Annotated in this window: 15 protein-coding genes; 3 read left to right on the top strand and 12 right to left on the bottom strand. The window is 66.5% G+C overall.

The annotated features are described in order from the left end of the window. Positions 1–832 (bottom strand): zinc-dependent alcohol dehydrogenase family protein (locus ABDW35_RS14345; RefSeq protein WP_343714554.1); only part of this gene is annotated, 832 nt, incomplete at its 3' end. Between the two features lie 197 nt (positions 833–1,029). Between ABDW35_RS14345 and ABDW35_RS14340 the strand changes: the two genes are divergently transcribed. Further along, entirely contained in the window at positions 1,030–1,938 is a 909-nt protein-coding gene (locus ABDW35_RS14340) for a hypothetical protein (protein WP_343714553.1), read from the top strand. Positions 1,939–2,055: 117 nt separating this feature from the next. Here ABDW35_RS14340 and ABDW35_RS14335 read toward each other — a convergent pair whose 3' ends face one another. Together ABDW35_RS14335 and ABDW35_RS14330 are read right to left on the bottom strand one after the other, a co-directional pair. Continuing rightward, the gene (locus tag ABDW35_RS14335) at positions 2,056–2,979 is read right to left on the bottom strand and encodes a hypothetical protein (RefSeq protein ID WP_343714552.1); all 924 of its coding nucleotides are present in this window, start codon (positions 2,977–2,979) and stop codon (positions 2,056–2,058) included. A gap of 132 nt (positions 2,980–3,111) precedes the next feature. Next, positions 3,112–3,771 carry a metalloregulator ArsR/SmtB family transcription factor gene (locus ABDW35_RS14330; protein ID WP_343714551.1) on the bottom strand — a complete coding sequence of 220 codons (660 nt, stop codon included), beginning with the start codon at positions 3,769–3,771 and terminating at the stop codon, positions 3,112–3,114. Positions 3,772–3,840: 69 nt separating this feature from the next. Between ABDW35_RS14330 and ABDW35_RS14325 the strand changes: the two genes are divergently transcribed. Beyond that, positions 3,841–4,344: a DUF2938 domain-containing protein gene (locus ABDW35_RS14325; protein WP_343714550.1), complete on the top strand. Its 504-nt coding sequence runs from the start codon at positions 3,841–3,843 to the stop codon at positions 4,342–4,344. A gap of 10 nt (positions 4,345–4,354) precedes the next feature. On the opposite strand, the gene rfbA is transcribed toward ABDW35_RS14325, so the two are convergent. From rfbA to ABDW35_RS14280, 9 genes are all read right to left on the bottom strand, one after another. After that, positions 4,355–5,254: a glucose-1-phosphate thymidylyltransferase RfbA gene (gene rfbA / locus ABDW35_RS14320; protein ID WP_343714549.1), complete on the bottom strand. Its 900-nt coding sequence runs from the start codon at positions 5,252–5,254 to the stop codon at positions 4,355–4,357. 71 nt (positions 5,255–5,325) lie between these two features. After that, positions 5,326–6,558: a glycosyltransferase family 4 protein gene (locus tag ABDW35_RS14315; RefSeq protein ID WP_343714548.1), complete on the bottom strand. Its 1,233-nt coding sequence runs from the start codon at positions 6,556–6,558 to the stop codon at positions 5,326–5,328. Further along, positions 6,555–8,855, bottom strand: coding sequence for a glycosyltransferase (locus ABDW35_RS14310; RefSeq protein WP_343714547.1), 2,301 nt, complete (start codon positions 8,853–8,855; stop codon positions 6,555–6,557). The genes ABDW35_RS14315 and ABDW35_RS14310 overlap by 4 nt, the downstream gene beginning before the upstream one ends. Further along, complete coding sequence (locus ABDW35_RS14305; RefSeq protein ID WP_343714546.1) at positions 8,845–10,092, bottom strand: class I SAM-dependent methyltransferase; 1,248 nt, start codon at positions 10,090–10,092, stop codon at positions 8,845–8,847. The genes ABDW35_RS14310 and ABDW35_RS14305 overlap by 11 nt, the downstream gene beginning before the upstream one ends. A gap of 12 nt (positions 10,093–10,104) precedes the next feature. Then, positions 10,105–11,007, bottom strand: coding sequence for a hypothetical protein (locus ABDW35_RS14300; RefSeq protein WP_343714545.1), 903 nt, complete (start codon positions 11,005–11,007; stop codon positions 10,105–10,107). A 239-nt stretch (positions 11,008–11,246) separates the two neighbouring features. Further along, positions 11,247–12,746 carry a glycosyltransferase family 1 protein gene (locus tag ABDW35_RS14295; RefSeq protein WP_343714544.1) on the bottom strand — a complete coding sequence of 500 codons (1,500 nt, stop codon included), beginning with the start codon at positions 12,744–12,746 and terminating at the stop codon, positions 11,247–11,249. A gap of 80 nt (positions 12,747–12,826) precedes the next feature. After that, a complete protein-coding gene (locus tag ABDW35_RS14290) occupies positions 12,827–14,182 on the bottom strand; it encodes a glycosyltransferase family 1 protein (protein ID WP_343714543.1) in 1,356 nt (451 codons plus the stop codon). Between the two features lies 1 nt (position 14,183). Continuing rightward, a complete protein-coding gene (locus ABDW35_RS14285) occupies positions 14,184–16,010 on the bottom strand; it encodes an ABC transporter ATP-binding protein (RefSeq protein WP_343714542.1) in 1,827 nt (608 codons plus the stop codon). A gap of 184 nt (positions 16,011–16,194) precedes the next feature. Continuing rightward, complete coding sequence (locus ABDW35_RS14280) at positions 16,195–16,410, bottom strand: hypothetical protein (protein ID WP_343714541.1); 216 nt, start codon at positions 16,408–16,410, stop codon at positions 16,195–16,197. Between the two features lie 555 nt (positions 16,411–16,965). On the opposite strand from ABDW35_RS14280, the gene ABDW35_RS14275 reads away from it, so the two are divergent. Next, on the top strand, positions 16,966–17,346 hold a 381-nt coding region (locus tag ABDW35_RS14275; RefSeq protein WP_343714540.1), incomplete at its 3' end, for an ATP-binding cassette domain-containing protein.

Genomic DNA, 17,346 nt, shown 5'->3' with positions numbered 1-17,346 from the left:
CGGCGAGGCCGCGGCGGATGTCGCCGAACACCTCCGCCATCGCCTCGCCCAGCGCCGCGCGGCCGGCGGCATGCACCCAGTTGCGCAGCCAGAAGGGCCGCACCGTGACCCCGCCCGGCCGGCCGGCATCGGGCGGCAGCGGCACGCCGGACAGCAGGCCGTAATGCAGCATCATCCCGCCCGGCCGGATCGCGCCGGCCAGGGCGAGGCCGGCGGCGCCGCCGACCGCGTCGAGCCCGCCATCCAGCGGCGGCAGCGCCGCGCCCTCGGCCAGCACCGCCGCGGCCGGCTCTTCCGCCGGCAGCGTCGCGGGATCGCGCAGGATCGCCACCGGCCGGGCGCCCGCCGCATGCAGCATCCGCAGCAGCATGCGGCCGATGGCGGAGCCCGCGGCATTCACCCCGATCGCGGCACCAGCCGCCGGCGCCAGCGCTCGCAGCATCAGCCGGGCGGTCAGCGGATTGACATAGGCGGTGGCGGCCTGGTCGTCGCTCAGGTCCTCCGGCACCGGCACGCACCACTCCGCCGGCAGCGCCTTCCACCCCTGCCAGCCGCCGGCCGAGCCGAGCGGCAGCACCCGCTGGCCCGGGCGCAGCCCGGCCACGCCGGGCCCCGTCGCCTCGACCACGCCGACGCCCTCGAAGCCGGGGACGAAGGGCAGCGCCGTGCGGTGCGGATAGGCGCCGCGGATCGTCAGCAGGTCGGAAGGGTTGATGGCGCTGGCCAGCATCCGCACCACCGCCCCGGCCGGGTCCGGCCCGGGCGGAGCCACGGGTTCGAGCGACAGGACCTCGGCGGGCGGGCCGAAGCGGCGGGCGACGAGTCGGAGCATGCGCCGACCGGACACCGGCGGCGGCCGCGGCGTCAAGCCGCCCCGGGCCCGGCGGCCCCTCCCCTTGCGGCCATGTCGTCCCGCTTGACTTTTTGTTCTTCTTTTGTTCTAATCCAGACATGGTCGATGGCGCCATCACAGCCGGGACTCCCTCCGCCGCTTCGCCGGCCACGGACGAGGCTGCCGAGGACGCCGCGATGCTGTCCCGCCTGGCCAAGCTCGCCGAGGAGCTCGCCTCGGGGTTCCAGGCCCAGGGCGCCGCCGCCCTTGCGGCCGGTGATCTCGACCGTGCCGGGACTGCCGAGACCCGCTTCAGCAGCCTCTTCCTCGGCATCCGTCGCGCCGTCGCCCTCAAGGCCAGGCTGCGCCAGCAGCGGGAGGAGGCGCAGCGCAGGGCCGCAAACCGCAACGACCGGCGTCAGGACGAGAAGGACGGCCGGCGCCACGCCGTCGCCGAAGGCCTCTCCCGCGCCATCGCCGCCGGCAAGCCCAAAGCCCGCGAGCGGCTGACCCTGGGGCTGTGGGAAAGGCTGACCGGGAATGAGCGCATCGACGCCGACCTGGCCGACACTGCCCTGCCGATCGAGACCCTGATCCTGCGCCTCGGCCGCGACATCGGCCTGTCCCGCCGCGCCCTCGCCGCCGGCCTGGACATGGCGAAGGCCGATCCGGACGCCGCCGGCCCGAAGGCATCGGCCCCCGCTTTCGTGCCGGCCGGCTACAATGCCGGCGAATGGTGGACCCCGGACGACCCCGTCACCGAGTCCGCGTGCTATTGCAGCATCGCCGCCGCCGATCTCGGCCTCCCGGGGGACGAATTCTACGAGGCCAGGGTCGACACCGGCGAAGTCTTCGATGACGACGACAACGTCATCATGCGGCTGCCCGTGCCCGACGAGCCCTGGCGGGCCGGGGCCGAGGACGCCCTCCGAAGATCGGCCAGGGCCATGACCGCCGAACGCGCCGTGCCGCGCGGACCCGATCCGCCGGCCCCGCCGGTCTCGACCGCGCCGGCCGTGACCGCGCCGCCCGGGACCGATGACGAACGCCGGCACCGCGAGCGCGAGGCCGAAGCCCGGGGCTTCGGGCTGACGCTGCCCTCATAGGCCGGGTTCGCGGGCCGCGAACCCGTGCGGCCGCAGCATTCACACGCATCGAACGGGGCGCGCGTGAACGAAGCAGGCTGCATGCATCCATCCCCGCGGCCCTGGCGCCCGGCCGCCCTATCCCAGCACCGCCTGCAGCTCGGCATAGCTCGGCGCCAGGCGGCGCAGCAGGGCGGCGGCCGCGGCGTCGTCGCCGGCCACCAGCGGGTGCTGCAGCGCGCCGATCAGCCGGGCCTGGCGGTCCATGACCGCCGCCGCCGTCCCCCGCCCGATCCGCGCCAGGCAGCTGGCAGCGTCGGCGACGCGGCGGGCACCGACGCGGACGGCGAAATGCACCAGGTGGTCGCGCAGCCCGCGGTCGCAGCCGGTCTCGATCATCCCGGCCAGCCGCTCCGCCGCCGCGGCGTTGCCGACCGTGCCGGCAGGCAGATGACGGCCCTCCGCCATCGCCAGCCAGCGCCGCGCCGCCGGCAGCGCGGCCTCGATCGCCTCCTCCTCCGCCACCGGCCGCAGCTGCCGGAAGGCGGTGCGCAGGGTGAAGGGCGTGGCGTAGTCGACCGTCTCGGCCCGCCAGGCGGCGATGAAGTCCGCGACCGGCAGCGTCGCATAGGGGTGGCCCTGCGGGTCGTGCATCAGCACCCGCCCCTCGTCCAGGCCGAGGACGACGACATAATGGTCGGCGCCGATCGGCCCCGCCATGCCGGGCTGGTGGCGCAGATGCCCCATCTCCACCGGCCCGACCCAGACCGCGCCGTCCTCCGCCAGCGCCGCCGCGAGCGCCGCCAGCGCCTGCTCCGCCGTGCCGCCGCGGCGCATCGCGGAGGTCCAGCCCAGCGCGGCCAGGGCGCCGTCGAAGCCGGCCTCCGGCGTCCAGCCACAGGGGTCGAAGAACGGCAAAGTGCCGCCGACCAGCTGCATGCCGAAGGGGCCGCCGGTGGCGAACTCGATCACCGCGGTGGACGGCGCGTCGCGGCCGAACATCATCGCGAAGGAATTCGCGTAGCAATAGGGGCCGGAGCCGATGTACGGGACATGCGCCATCTCTCGCGTCTCCGAAATTCATCAAGGAGACACGACAAGAGCGGCAAATTTCTCGGAATTGTCAACTTGATGTATTTTCGTCGAGAAATATTCGCGGCGCGGCGAACTGCCGGACGCCCGGATGCGATTTGCCTACCCGGCCGCCTCGACCGCCATTCCGGCGGCCTTCCAGTCGAGAAAGCCGTCGCGCAGCCGGCGGGCGGCGAAGCCGCGGGCGCGCAGGGCGGCGACCGCCTCGACCGACAGGACGCAGTACGGGCCGCGGCAATAGGCGACGACCTCCCGCCCCGGCGGCAACTCGGCCAGCCGGCGCTCCAGCGCCTCGACCGGGATGTTGATCGCGCCCGGCAGGTGGCCGAGCGCGAACTCCTCTTCCGGCCGGACGTCGAGCAGCGTCACCCCGCCCTCGCGCAGCCGCTGCAGCAATTCCTCCCGCAACAGCCCCTCCAGCCGCTCCGGCCGGCTCGCGCTGTCGGCGAGGACGCCGCGGATCTCCGCCCGCCGGTGCTCCGCCTGCCCGCGCAGCGCGGCCAGCAGCGGCACGATCGGGCCGCCGGCCAGCCGGTACAGCACGCGCTTGCCGTCCCGCCGCGATTCGACCAGCCCGGCGCGCCGCAGATGCTGCAGGTGCTGCGAGGCGTTGGCGACGGAAAGGCCGGCGAGCTCGGCCAGGCGCTCCACCGGCCGCTCGCCCTGGCCGATCTGCTCGAGCAGCATCAGGCGATGGGCGTGGCCGAGGGTGCGGGCGAGCTCCGCCAGCTCGGCGAAGAGGCGGGACTGGTCGTCGGTCATTGACAGGACGCTAGCATCGCGCAATCAATCAAGCAAATCATTGAATGTATAGCGATGAGGGCTCGGCGGATGGACGAAGGGCTGGAATTCGGGCTGCGCGCGGTGGCGATCGGGGTCGGCGCCACGGTCGTCGCCGACCTGTGGACGGCGCTGCTGGCGCGGCTGACCGGGGTGCCCGGGCTGGACTGGGCGATGGTCGGCCGCTGGGTCGGGCATTTCCCGCGCGGCCGCTTCCGGCATGACGGCATCGGCCGGGCGACGCCGGTCGCGGGCGAGCGCGCCCTGGGCTGGGCCGTCCATTACGGCACCGGCATCACCTTCGCGGCGCTGCTGCTGGCGATCTGCGGCCTGGGCTGGGCGCGGAACCCGACGCTGCCGCCGGCCCTAGCCTTCGGCCTAGCCACCGTGGCCGCGCCGTTCCTGCTGATGCAGCCGGCGCTGGGAGCCGGCATCGCGGCCTCGAAGACGCCGAACCCGGCCACGGCGAGGCTGCGGAGCCTGCTGACCCATGCGGTGTTCGGTGTCGGCCTCTACCTCGCTGCCCGGCTCACGGCGACGTTGATCGAGGCTTAAGCCGTCATCCTCATCGCGGGCCGCGGGCGAGCGAGCCTTGCTCCTCGATCTCCGCCACCTTCAGCAGGTACTTGCCATAGCCGCTCTTCTCCAGCTTGCGGCCCTGGGCGATGAGCTGCTCGCGGTCGATGAAGCCCTTGAGATAGGCGATCTCCTCCGGGCAGGCGACGCGCAGGCCCTGGCGGCGCTCCAGCGTCTGTACGTAGCTGGCGGCCTCCAGCAGGCTGTCATGCGTGCCCATGTCGAACCAGGCGAAGCCGCGGCCCATCCGCTCGACATGCAGCCGGCCGCGCTCGAGATAAACGCGGTTGACGTCGGTGATCTCGAGCTCGCCGCGGGCGGACGGCTTCAGGTTCGCGGCGATCTCGACCACGTCGGCATCGTAGAAGTAGAGGCCGGTGACCGCCCAGTTGGAGGTCGGGTTGCGCGGCTTCTCCTCGATCGCCGCCGCCCGGCCGTCGGCCCCGAAATTGACCACGCCGTAGCGCTCAGGGTCGTCGACATGATAGGCGAAGACCGAGGCTCCCGACGGCTGCGCGGCGGCCGAGGCCAGCAGCTCCGGCAGGCCGTGGCCGTGATAGATGTTGTCGCCGAGGATCAGGGCCGACGGGCCGCCGGCGACGAAATCGGCGCCGATGATGTAGGCCTGGGCCAGCCCGTCCGGACTCGGCTGCACCGCGTATTCGAACGCCATGCCCCATTGCGAGCCGTCACCGAGCAGCCGTTGGAACTGCGGCATGTCGTGCGGGGTGGAGATGACCAGCACCTCGCGGATCCCGGCCAGCATCAGCACGCTGAGCGAGTAGTAGATCATCGGCTTGTCATAGACCGGCATCAGCTGCTTGGAGGTCGCGAGCGTCAGCGGGTGCAGCCGGGTGCCGCTGCCGCCGGCCAGGATGATGCCTTTCATGAGACGGGACTCCGGGGCTGGAAGATAATGGCGGGCCTCGCCTGCATGTCTGGCCGGACCGGATCGGTCAACTACCGAACGGAAATATCGCTCACCATGGAAGACTGTGCCAACGGCCGCTGCCGACCATTTTGGCACAGAATCAGGATTCGTTCCTTCGTCGCTTCCGCAAATCGCCGGAACGTAAAGGCATCGATATGCCGCTTCGCTTCGCGATCGAACTCCCGGAGTGACATTCGGCCGCGGTCGAGGCGCAGATGCGCCTGCCCGGGCGCCTCGAGGGCAGCAGCCGCTCCGTTCACCACGTCGAGCAGGGCTTCGCCGAGTTCGTCGACGTCGCCCGCTGCGACCAGTCGCCCCAGACCGCCAACCACATTGGGCAGATTGTGCGCCGCGTAGCCGACGGGAATGCAGCCGGCCCTCAGCGCCTCCACCACGGTCTTGCAAAAACCCTCGTGATACGAAGGAATCGCGAAGACATGCGACGACAGGTAGAGGCCGTACAGGGCCTCGTCATCGACAGTTCCGAGCAATTCCACGGACAGATCATCCCCGAGCGCCGCGATCTCCGCCCTAACGGCGGCAATATAGGCTTGGCTGGAGAAACGCTCGTTGCCGACAATCCGAATGCGCGCCGGCACGCGAAGCCGGTGGCGGATCCGTGCCGCCCCTCTGACCAGGTCGAGCACGCCTTTGGAGGGCACCAGCCGTCCCACGAAGAGAATCTCTATGGGCGTCGCCCGCTTGCCTTCCAGATCCACCAGCTCCGGCATGTCCACCGCCAGAGGGATGGTGTAAAGGCGCGATTGAGCAAGGCCCCGATCGATCAACTCCTGCGCATTGACGGGGCTGACCGGCCATACCTCGTCCGCGCATCCAAGATTAGACACCTGTCGGAAGGAGCGCTCGATGGTTGGTCGATCCGCCGCAGGGACGATCTCGATAGGCGTTATATTGTGGAAAAAGACGGCCTGGGCGGCGCGGCCGTTGCCCACCAGCAGGGCATCGATCAACTCGGCATAGATGCCAAAGTGATAGATGAGCATGTCGGCGTGGAGGAAGGCCGGGTCGAGCAGCATATCCGCCACCCCGCCCTGGACGATGCGCGCGGCAATCTCCGGGAAATCGTTGCACCAGGTCAGCAGGACAACGTCGAAGCGCGGATCGTCCATCAAAGCACGATATGTGTCCACCGCAGCGGCAGAGATGGCATCATGCTTGACGACAATCGGGCATATGATCGTAACGCGCAGGGGCATATCCGAGGTGCGCCCGCCCGTCGGAGGAACGAGACCGGAAATCATATCTGTGTCATCACCACCGGTCGATGCGCTTCGGAGATCTCTTTCCTATGAGCCTCGGCGGCCCGGTCCAGACACTCGACGATGTCTCGGGCCATCCGTTCTGCCGTGAATAACGCCTCATACCGGGCACGGGCCACTGCTCCTAGACGGTCCCGCAATGCCGAGTCAGTCACCAAGCGCTCAATGCATTCCGCCAGAGATGTACGGTCCCCGGGCTCGGCCAGCAGGCCGCTGACACCGTCCTCCACCACCTCCACCATCCCGCCGGCGCGACAGCCGATGACAGGCTTGCCGAACATCATCCCTTCGACCAGCATCAGGCCGAAGGATTCAAAGCGGGAAGGCGCGACGAGCAGGTCGCAGCTTCGGTAAAAGCCGCGCAACCGTCCGTCGCTGACCTCACCGTGGAACACGACACGATCCCGGATCGCGTCGATGCCCGGATCGGCTTCAAAAGCGGCCCGCCACGTCATGCCGTCCGGGCGGCGAATGGTGTCGTTGCCGACGATGTCGAGATGAGCATGCGGGTATTTCGACAGCACGGATCTCGCGACATCAAGGAGTACATCGATACCCTTGCGAGCCTCCAGGCGCCCGACGAACAGCATGCGGCACGTTCCGGGGGCCAGATCGGGCGGGCTTTCGACCGGTAGATCACTCCAGTCTTCAAGTCCATGAGGGACCAGCGACAAACGTTCCGGCTCGAACGTGAAGCCGTAGCCCTCCTGGATCTGCCGGACGATGGCGATGCTGTTGGCAAGAATGCGATCGGAGTGCTGCAAAACATGGCGTTCCAACACCAGCATCGGCTGGCCGAAATCACGCATGTATTCGGCGTTTTCGGCGAACTCTCGATGACTTTCCAGCCAAGAGCGTAATGTCGTGTGCAAGCTGGTGCAGACGGGAAAGCGACCATCAACGATCGGGCCGATGGATTCGCAATCCCAGGTAGGAGCGACAACGGCGGAGACAGGGCGCTTCCCGTCGATGGTCGCGACCGCCTGCGTCATGGTCGACGACGCAGCCCAGATAGGCGCGGGAACGACGAGCCCGGCAGGCAGTGGCGGAGCCTGCTCCGGGCGCGCCAGCAGCCGGTGAACCCAGACCCCGCTCTCGAAATCCACGCGATCGTGACCCTCACCGCTTGTGAGAACATGGACGTGATGCCCGAACGCCGCGATGCTGCGAGCCGCCTGATGGACATACCGACCAATCCCCCCGGTGCGTCCCGGCGGGTATTCCTGACTCAAGAAGCAGTAGGTACGCCGCCCCCCTTCCGGGTTGGGACGAGGATATTCGAGGTAGTCCGACGTATATTGGTTGAGCGTCTCCTCGCGCAGCAACCGGCGCTGGCCGCTCAGACCGCGGGACAGGCCTACCTTCCACGCCCGTTCGCAATCCCGGCGGAAGCCGGCTAGGTCCTCCGCACCGAGCGTTCCTTGCTCAATGTGCCACGCGATGTCCCTGGCATGCTCATCGATAAACGCCACGGCGTCTCGGATCGCCTCGTCGAGATCGTGATGAGCATGATTATTCGCAAGAGAAAAATAGATCTTATTCTTGATCACGGCATAGCGATGCCGTGTCACCCGATGCTCGTTCCGAATAGCACTCGGAAGAAACTTGTGATGGACGAGCGCCGCAGGCAGTTGACGAACCTGCCAGCCGGCATCGATCAAGCGGCAACAGAGGTCGGTTTCGTCGAGATAAAATTCGTATTCTTCGTCGAAGCCGCCGATCTCCAGCAGAACAGAACGGCGAAAGGCGCTGTTGGTACCCTGAACATAAGGAAAGTTGTACGATAGTGGAAAGTTGTATTCATCCGCCGGGGTCTTGCGTGTCCAGTCCGCACGGGCCAGACGGTCCGCGCTCGAATAGAGATACTGCGGCGAGGCGCCCGTGTGGTCGTAGACGACCCCTCCAGCCCCCCCGACCGCAGCGTCACGAAAGGCGACCTCCAGATCCCGCAGCCATTCAGGCTCGGCCAATCCATCGTCGTCGATGAAAGCAACAATATCGCCCGAGGCCATGGCGATCCCGATATTGCGCGAGACCGACAGGTTCCGTTCCGGATTGGCGGCAACCTTGATCGCACCGCGATAACCGCTCAAGACGACGTCGGTGCCGTCCTGCGTCGGTCCATGGACCACACAGACCTCAAACAACGGGTAGTCGACATAGCGAAGGCAATCCAAGGTGTTGCGCAGGGCGTCGGCGCGCCCATCCGTGCAGATGACGACGGAGAAGCGCGGCGTCTTGCCGGCCTGCTTCTCATCCCGAGCCCGCCTAAGCTCCATTGTAGGAAATCGCCTCCACGGTCACGCCAAGGGCCCGGGCATCCGGACCGCCACCAACTTCACGAGGAACTCGCATTTCGGATCCAATATGAAGGACCCGATTCGATCCATGCAACGGAATTGTAAAATTTCGGTGCTCCCCAGGCTGGAAGTTGTGGCGCGCCTTATAACTCCCACAATACAGATTCATTTCAAGCGATACGGGAAGATAATTGGCAGCATGAACCGTCGCGCTCTGCCATTCATTGGACTGGTCCAAGGTCAAGCGGCTGGCCCATTGAGCAAAGCGGCGCTTCGTCGCCGGGTCCAGGATCCAGGTCTCTTCCTCATCCGCAGGCAACATGGTCTTGTCCAGTTCGACACGACCGTCATGCCTTGTGCAGTGATAGAGGAGGCCGAGCAGGCCCAAATTCGGCGTCACCTCCTTCTGCACCAGAAAACCCGACCGGAGCAGAAGGCGGATGAAATAGCTCTCCTGAAATCCCAGTTCCATCCAGCCGAAACGGCGAACGGCCCAGAGAGCATGGCCATCCCGGCGCAGCCCCCACGGAACGGGAAAGGACGGATCGATCGGCTCTCCACACAGGACCAGCCGGCCGCCCGGGCGCAGCAGGTCTCGTATGCTCTCGACGACGGCACCGTGCTCGAGCGCGTGATGAAAGGCTTCAAAGAAGATCACACCATCGAATTTCGACCCCTCGTCGGGATTGCACCCGAAATGCCCCTCCCATATGTCGAGATGGTTGCCCAACGCCTTTGCCTGTCGGCGCGCAATCTCAAGAAACTTCGGCTCGATATCGACGCATGTGACCGCGTAGCCCGCTCGCGCCAGAGCCGCGGAAACATGCCCCCAACCGACGCCATACTCGATGACGCGGCTGCCCGAAGGGAGCGCAAGGTTCCGCAATATGTTTCCCACCCCCATCATGTAGGATCCAATGAAGCTTGGATCTTTCGTAGAGAAGGGGAAATAGTCGGGAAACGGCAGTTCCCGAGATACGTTGGGGTCCAGTTCAGCCTTTTCCGGATCGTAGAGATCCTGGTTCGCGATGCGCCTGTATGTCCCGAGAACCCAGTCGCGATAAGAATCGGTGAACGGATCTGCTGAGCCGGGAGCCTCGAACTCCATGGCAAAAGAGCCGAGAAGCCGGATGGCTGCCGCATAGTCGGTCTGCATCAACTCGTCGGCACGACTGAGCGTCTCATCCAGCTTTTCATAGCTGTCGGTCGACTGCATCGATTTCCTCGGCTATGCGCGAACGGCCTGAATCTCGAATTCAAAGCACTTTCCGTTCGGCCGCCCCTTGACCGGGACGACCACATCGCGGAAGCCGGCCTCCTGCAGCAAGGTCGACAGGCTTGCAGGGGTAAACATGTTGAAGTGGAAATCGCCCTCGTAATCCTGGGCCCCGAACAGGACTTCCCGGAAGTCCTCGAAGGCATAGGTCCCGGCGGCGGCACCGGCCAGCATCGCCTCGCCGTCCGGGACAATCGCCCGAAACGTGCCGCCTTCGACGAGCAGGTCCCGCCAATAGGGCAGCAGGCGACGCCGAACCTCCTCCTGCGGAAAATGCTCCATCAGATGGGCGGAGAAGATCTCGTTGATGCTGCGCGGCTCCACCGGGATATCCGCAACATCGGCGACAATGTCGACGCCTGGCAGGTCCCGCATATCGACATTGATGTAGCCATCCAGGGGAATGTGCCCGCAGCCGATGTTCAGCCGGACATGACCGGCGCGACGCTGCTCGTCGATAAGAGGCTGGTTGATGATCCGGCCCGCAGGCTTGGCGTCGCTGCGCTTGGTGGCCGCGCCGCCATAAGCCATCTCGAACATGATCTCACGGCGGACGAATTCGATCCGCTCCCAGAGCTTTTCGATGCTGCCATCCGCCCTCTGAACGAAACTTCGCAGATCGGCGCGCATCGACTCGCCGCTCTGAGCCAGTTCCGTCCGGACCTCCTGAGCCAGTTCCGTCCGGACATCCTCAAGGCCGCGCGAGGCATTTGTCGTCGCCGCTTCGTGAAGTTCCCGCAGTTCGTTGAGCTCCCTACGGGTCCTGGACAATTCGTGTCCGAACGCCCCGACCGTCGATACGGCATTGAGGAAGGCAGGGACGTGTTGACGCCAGCCGGCCTCGAGCCGATCCACGCGCTCCTGCACCGATCCAAGTCGCGGCTCTATCTGCCTCGAGATGCGCTTCCAGATCGGCCGCTCGATACGCCGTCTCAGAGATCTCAACAATCCCACGCAACGCCCCTTTCCGATCTGCTCAATCGGCTGTTATGGGCTGGGGTTGTGCCAGATAATGCTGGCCAACTCAATTGGCGGTGCCGCTCGGGACGGCACCGCGCAAATATCTGTGGCCAGCGCCAGCAGTTCCGCGAACCCTATCGCGAGGGCCGTGCCATGGCGGACACAGAAACAACGGGCGCCGCCCCCTGCCCTCCCTCGGGTCCGATGGAGGCAGTCAGCGCCTGCCAGATCCCTTCCGCCACATCGGACCAGCGGCGCAGATCCTCCCGGCGGATCCGCCGTGCCATCGCCTCGCGGTGATCGTCATCCGTGATCAGCTTGAGGCACGCGTCCAGGATGGATCTCGGATCATAGGGATCCGCGTATTCGACCAGTGGCCCGCCGACTTCGGGCATCGAACTCACATTCGAGGCGACGACGGGGCGCCCGAACCAGAGGCTCTCGCCGATGGGCAGGCCCCAGCCCTCGTAATAGCTCACGCAGACCGAAAACAGGCAGCGCTTGTAGAGGTAGGCCAACTCGAAGTCATCCGGCCGATCAACGATCCGTATGTAGCCGTTCAGGCTGCCGGTACCCTGCAGGAAATCGTCGAAGGGCCCCTTGAGCCAGCCGTGCTTTCCGGCGAAGACCAGCCGTGGCGTGTCGAAGCCCAGGCGCCGATGGACCTCCTGCCAGACTGTCGCCAGCGTCCACACGTTCTTGCGCGATTCGATCGTACCGACGACCAGGACATACGACAGTTGGGCCGCATTCAGCACGTCGGCGCGAAGGCGACGCCCATTGAAGCCGTGCCGTTCCGGATCGAAGAATTTGGCCGGCGCCTGCCCCCCTTCGCGATTACGGCTCTCCGGCAGCAGGAATTCGTGCGCGAGTGGAACGACCCGGATCGGCGTGGCGCGCTCGGTATACGTCCGCATGAAGCGCTCGAGATCCCGCCGGGTGGCCTCGGAATTCACCAGGAACAGATCGACAAGACCGCTCATCCGGCTGATCCAGTCCGAGAACTGTTCCGGTACGTTGTCGACCACATGCTCCGGGCAGGCCAAAGGAATCAGGTCATGCACGAAGAGCGAGACCTCGATCCCGACCTTCCTCTTGGCCTCCGTCAGGGCATCCACGTATTTCCGGAACAGATCGCCCCATGTGGCGCCTGTTATGAACACACGGTCTCCCGTCTCGAAGGAGACCTCAAACGCGTTTGCCGGTTTCGCTTCGAACCTGCGACTGCGTTTTTGAATGATCTTGAGGCGCTCGAACGTACGCCCATGGTCCAGCGCGTTGCGCAGGCGAAGACGCCAGCCATGGAAGGCGCGCTTGAGCGAACTCTTGTAACGCTTCTTCAAATGGTCCCGAAGTCTGCGAACGCCGGCGGCGCGATAGTCGATGCAGAAGTGCCGGCAAAATTCCGCCTGGTCGTAGACGTAGGACGCATCGAACGGTTCGGCCGAAAACCAAAGCATCCGCCTGAACAGCGGATGATAGCAGATCAGGCGCAGATTCTCGCCGCCCTGGACCTGGGACAGATATTTTATGATCTCGATCGAGACTCGCTGGATACCGCTGAGCCGGTCGTTCGAGCGCGCGAATTCCACGACGTCGCTGACATCGAAATAGATCACGTTTTCAGCGCTCAAGAGTCACCTGCGCAGCGTTTCGCCGATACCCCGGCCATTGCGTCCACCACTGTTTGCTCCATCGGAGGCCTGGCCCTTCGTCACGACGCCATGCCCACCAGCGGCTCCAACTGCGTCACCGACGGTGCCTCAGGAGCTGTCATGGCGCCGTACATCTCCTCGGCCACATCGCGCCAGCGTCTCAGCCTGGCCTTCTCGATCGTCTGCTCCCGGCTTCTGACATAGCCTTCCTCGCCCAAGGCCCGCATCAGCACGCGGCGCAGATCCTCCGGATCCCGCGGATCGACATACTCGGCCAGATCACCGCCGACCTGCGGCATCGAGGAGGTCTTCGAGGCGATGCAGAGCTTGCCGAACCACAGGCTCTCGCCGATCGGCAGGCCCCAGCCTTCGTAAAGACTTGGGAATACAGTGAACAGGCAGTGCCGGTAGAGGAAAGCCAGTTCGGCATCCGTCGGCGTCTTGGCCACTACGACCGAGCCGCCCAGATTGTCGGTCTTCGCCAACAGGTCGAACAGATCCTCCGTCCGCCAGCCGCGCTGGCCGGCCAGGACCAGGCGGGGCAGTTGCGGGCCCAGTTCCGTCCGCAGCCGGTCCCAGGCCTGAATCAGGGCATAGGCATTCTTGCGCACTTCGATCGTGCCGACGCAGAGCACGAACGGCGCCTCCGCGATCGCACGTATGGCCGGCCCCGCCGCGGCATCGTCGGCAACATCGCCGGCGAACTCATGGGCCAGCGGCGTGACCCGGCTCGGGATGCCCCGCCCGGCGGCCGGTAGGACCTCCCGCAGATCCGCCTCGGTCTGGTCCGACACGCACAGGAAGCCGGACACGTAGTCCGGCACGCGTTCGAGGAAGCGCCGGAATTCGGCCTCATGACCCGGCTTCGCCAACTCCGGCAGCTTCACCGGGATGACGTCGTGAATCATCTGGATCACCGCGTTGCCCGCCGCCTTCCGGCTGGCGAGAAAGGCGATGTACGGGTCGTTGCGGAGCGTCGGCACCGGCACGAAGATCCGGTCGGACGGCATAAGCGTCGGCCGTGACAGGCGCCGACCGAAGCCGGACGCAGCCCCCAACCGCCAGCGCAGCAGGCCGAGCTTCGACGCCAGCCGGCGCAATGGTGCCCGACTCGCTTCCCCCGCATCATAGGGAATCGCCATGTCGCGGACGAACTCGGCATGCCGAGCTTCGAAGCTGTACTCCGGACCGAGGAAGGACAGGTCGATCTCGACCGCCTGCCGTAGCTTTGGATGCCAGGCGATGCCGCGGATCGCCTCCGCCCCGTGCGTCGCCACCAGATGGCCCACCACCCGCAGCACCACGCGCTGCACGCCGGTCACGGTGGTGTGACCGCGAGCATGCGCCAGGATCGGCGTCATGTCGCAGAACAGACGCGGCGGCCGTTCACCCGCCGCTGGGGCCTGAGCCCCCATCCTACCCCGCCACCGCCACCGCGGGTGGCGCTCCCGCCTCGGCCTGATCGTCCTCGGCCGTCTGCATCAGCCACAGCCGGGCATAGAGGCCGCCGCGCTTCAGCAGCTCGGCATGGCTGCCCGTCTCCACTACCTGGCCCTGGTCCATGACATAGATCAGGTCGGCGCCGCGCACGGTCGAGAGCCGGTGCGCAATCATCAGCGTCGTACGGCCGACCATCAACCGGGTCAGCGCATCCTGCACCTGGCGCTCGCTTTCGGTATCCAGCGCCGAGGTGGCTTCGTCGAGCAGCAGGATCGGCGCATTCTTCAGCATGGCGCGCGCGATCGATAGCCGCTGCCGCTGTCCGCCGGAGAGACGTACGCCGTGCTCGCCGATCTGGGTGTCGTAACCCTGAGGCAGGCTGAGGATGAAATCATGCGCCGCCGCACCGCGCGCCGCCGCCTCGATCTCCTCCTGGCTCGCCCCCGGCCGGGCATAGGCGATGTTGTCGCGCACCGTGGCGTCGAACAGCGTCGTCTCCTGGCTGACCAGGCCGATCTGCTCGCGCAGCGAATGCTGGGTGACTTCGCGGATGTCGTGGCCATCGATCCGGACCGCGCCTTCGGTCGGGTCGTAGAAGCGCGGAATCAGGTTCAGCAGCGTCGACTTGCCGGCGCCGGACGGGCCGACCAGCGCCACCGTCTTGCCGGCCGGGATCTCGATCGAGATGCCGCGCAGCGCCGGAATCGCCGGACCGTAGGAGAAGTGCACGTCCTCGAGCCGGATCGCCCCGGTCACCCGGTCCAGCACCGCGGCGCCGGGACGGTCGGTGATGGTCGGCTGCTTGTCGATCATGGCGAAGATCCCCTCGGCCGCGGTCATCCCCTGCTGCACCGAGCCCCAGGTGTTCACGATCCGCTTCAGAGGGTCGTAGGTCGAGATCAGCGCGAAGATGAAGGCGGTGAACTCGCCGGTGGTGCGGTTGCCGCTGATCACCTGCGACCCGCCGTAGAAGATCACGCCGGCAATGGCGATGCCCGACAGCACCTCCATGAAGGGTGTGTTGTAAGACTTGATCCGCGTCATCCGCTGCGACAGACGCGAGACCGCCTGGACGAAGGTCTCGGTCGCCTTGATCGTGCGATGTTCGGCGTTGTAGGCCTTGACGTGGCGGATGCCCTGAAACACCTGGGTCAGGTAGCTGGTCAGCTCACCCATGCCGAATTGCGACTTTCGGGTCACCTTGCGCAGATCACGGCCCACCTTGATCACCGGAATGGCCGATAGCGGGAAGGTGATGGACGCGACCAGGGCCAGCCGCCAGTCCATGTAGAACATCGCCACCAGCAGGCCGACCAGAGTGGTGGCGTCGCGCCCGATCGACGCGGCGCTGGTCGAGACCGCGCCCATCACCGCCTGGACGTTGTAAATGAACTGGCTGACCAGATGGCCGGATGCGGTGGCATGGAAGCTGGCCAGATCGTCCCAGATCTTCCGGCTGAACATGCGCATCTGCAGCTCAGCGACGATCCGCCGCCCGATGCTGTTCATCACCACGGTGAAGCCGTAAGTCGACGCGCCTCGCGCGAAGAAGATGACCACGACGGCGATCGAGATCGGCATCAGCAACTCGGCATTCTTCTCGGTGAAGATACCGTCGAGAGTGTGCTGCAGGGCATAGGGAATCGCCGAGGTCGCGGCGGCGGTTGCGGCGAGGCACAGGAAGGCCATCACGAAACGCCAGAAATGGCCCTTCATGTGCTCGCGCAGCATCCGCTTCGCGATCTGCCAATCCGTCATCTGGCCGGTCCGCGGTCCGATGGCCGCCTGCGATCTCTTGCTCATGGGGTGCTCATATAGCGCCGTCCGGCCGATCCGCCAAATGACAGTCGTGTCAGGTGCGGAATGCAAACAGGGCGCCACGGCCGGCCCCAGCCGTCTGGTGCGGCTGCGGCGGGCGGGCGCCCTGTGCTGTCCCGGAGTCGCGGCCGGCCTTGATACGGGCGGCTGCGCCTCGGCTCTGAAAGGCTCAGCGGCGGAAGGTGCCGCGGGCAATGGCGTCGAAATCGCCCGGGCCGATGCCCAGCTCGTCCATCTCGCGCCGGTCAAGCATCAGCAGCTCGCTGTAGACCCGCTTGTACTCGCGGCGCTCGGCGACGCGGCGGGCGACGGCCGCGCGGAGGCGGGCGATGGCGCCGGCGGGACGGGTGGTGGCGGGAGCGAAGTCCAGAACGTCGATATGCATACTTACCTCATCTGCCGGCGAGACCGGCCTCTCTGTGTTCCCCTTGTACACCCTTAATGTAGGACGTCTGCGCCGGGCCAGGATCCGACTTTTTGCAGTGCAGCAATGGTAAGCATGCATGACATGAAGCTGACACGATCGGTCCCGACCGGCCACCAAGTAGGGCAGATTTTAGATGTGAAATTCAGAGATCCACAGACCGCATGGCGCAGTTTGTTGACCTTCCCGGAGTCGCGCTATATCTAGGAGGCAACGGACCGGCCCACCGCATACGGGCCCGCGGCGATTTGATGGGAAGCAGCTTGCGCCCGCGTTACCAACCGCTAAAGCGCCACGATGCAGGTCGTGGTTCCCTCGGCGAGACGAGGCAGGACACGACGATGACCAGGACGGCCCTTCACAGCCCTTTCGCGCACCGGACGCTTGCCACAGGGCGGGCGTCCGCGGCGTCGATGCGCTGTCGCCGCGCCTGATCCGGGTTCTCGCCCGCGGCGGCCCTGCCCCGCCGGCCGGCCCTGTCCCGCCCCGCACCGTTCCACTGCTCCGGCACCGTCCATGATCCGCCTCGAGTCCATCTCCAAGACCTTCACCCGCGCCGGCCAGGCCCAGGTGACGGCGCTGGCCGACGTCTCGCTGACCATCGAGCGCGGCGAGATCTTCGGCGTGATCGGGCCCAGCGGCGCCGGCAAGTCGACGCTGATCCGCCTGATCAACCTGCTGGAGCGGCCGACCACCGGCACCGTCACCGTCGACGGCACCGAGCTGACGGCCCTGCCGGAGACGGCCCTGCGCGCCGAGCGGCGGAAGATTGGCATGATCTTCCAGCACTTCGCCCTGCTCTCCTCCCGCACCGTGTTCGACAACGTCGCCCTGCCGCTGGAGCTGGCCGGCCTCGACCGCCGCAGCATCGCGGCGCGGGTCGACCGGCTGCTGGAG

It is taken from the genome of Inquilinus sp. (assembly GCF_039594555.1).
In the GTDB taxonomy this organism is placed as follows: domain Bacteria; phylum Pseudomonadota; class Alphaproteobacteria; order DSM-16000; family Inquilinaceae; genus Inquilinus.
The sequence above is the reverse complement of the archived record's forward strand: the minus strand, read 5'-3'. Positions and strand labels throughout refer to the sequence as shown.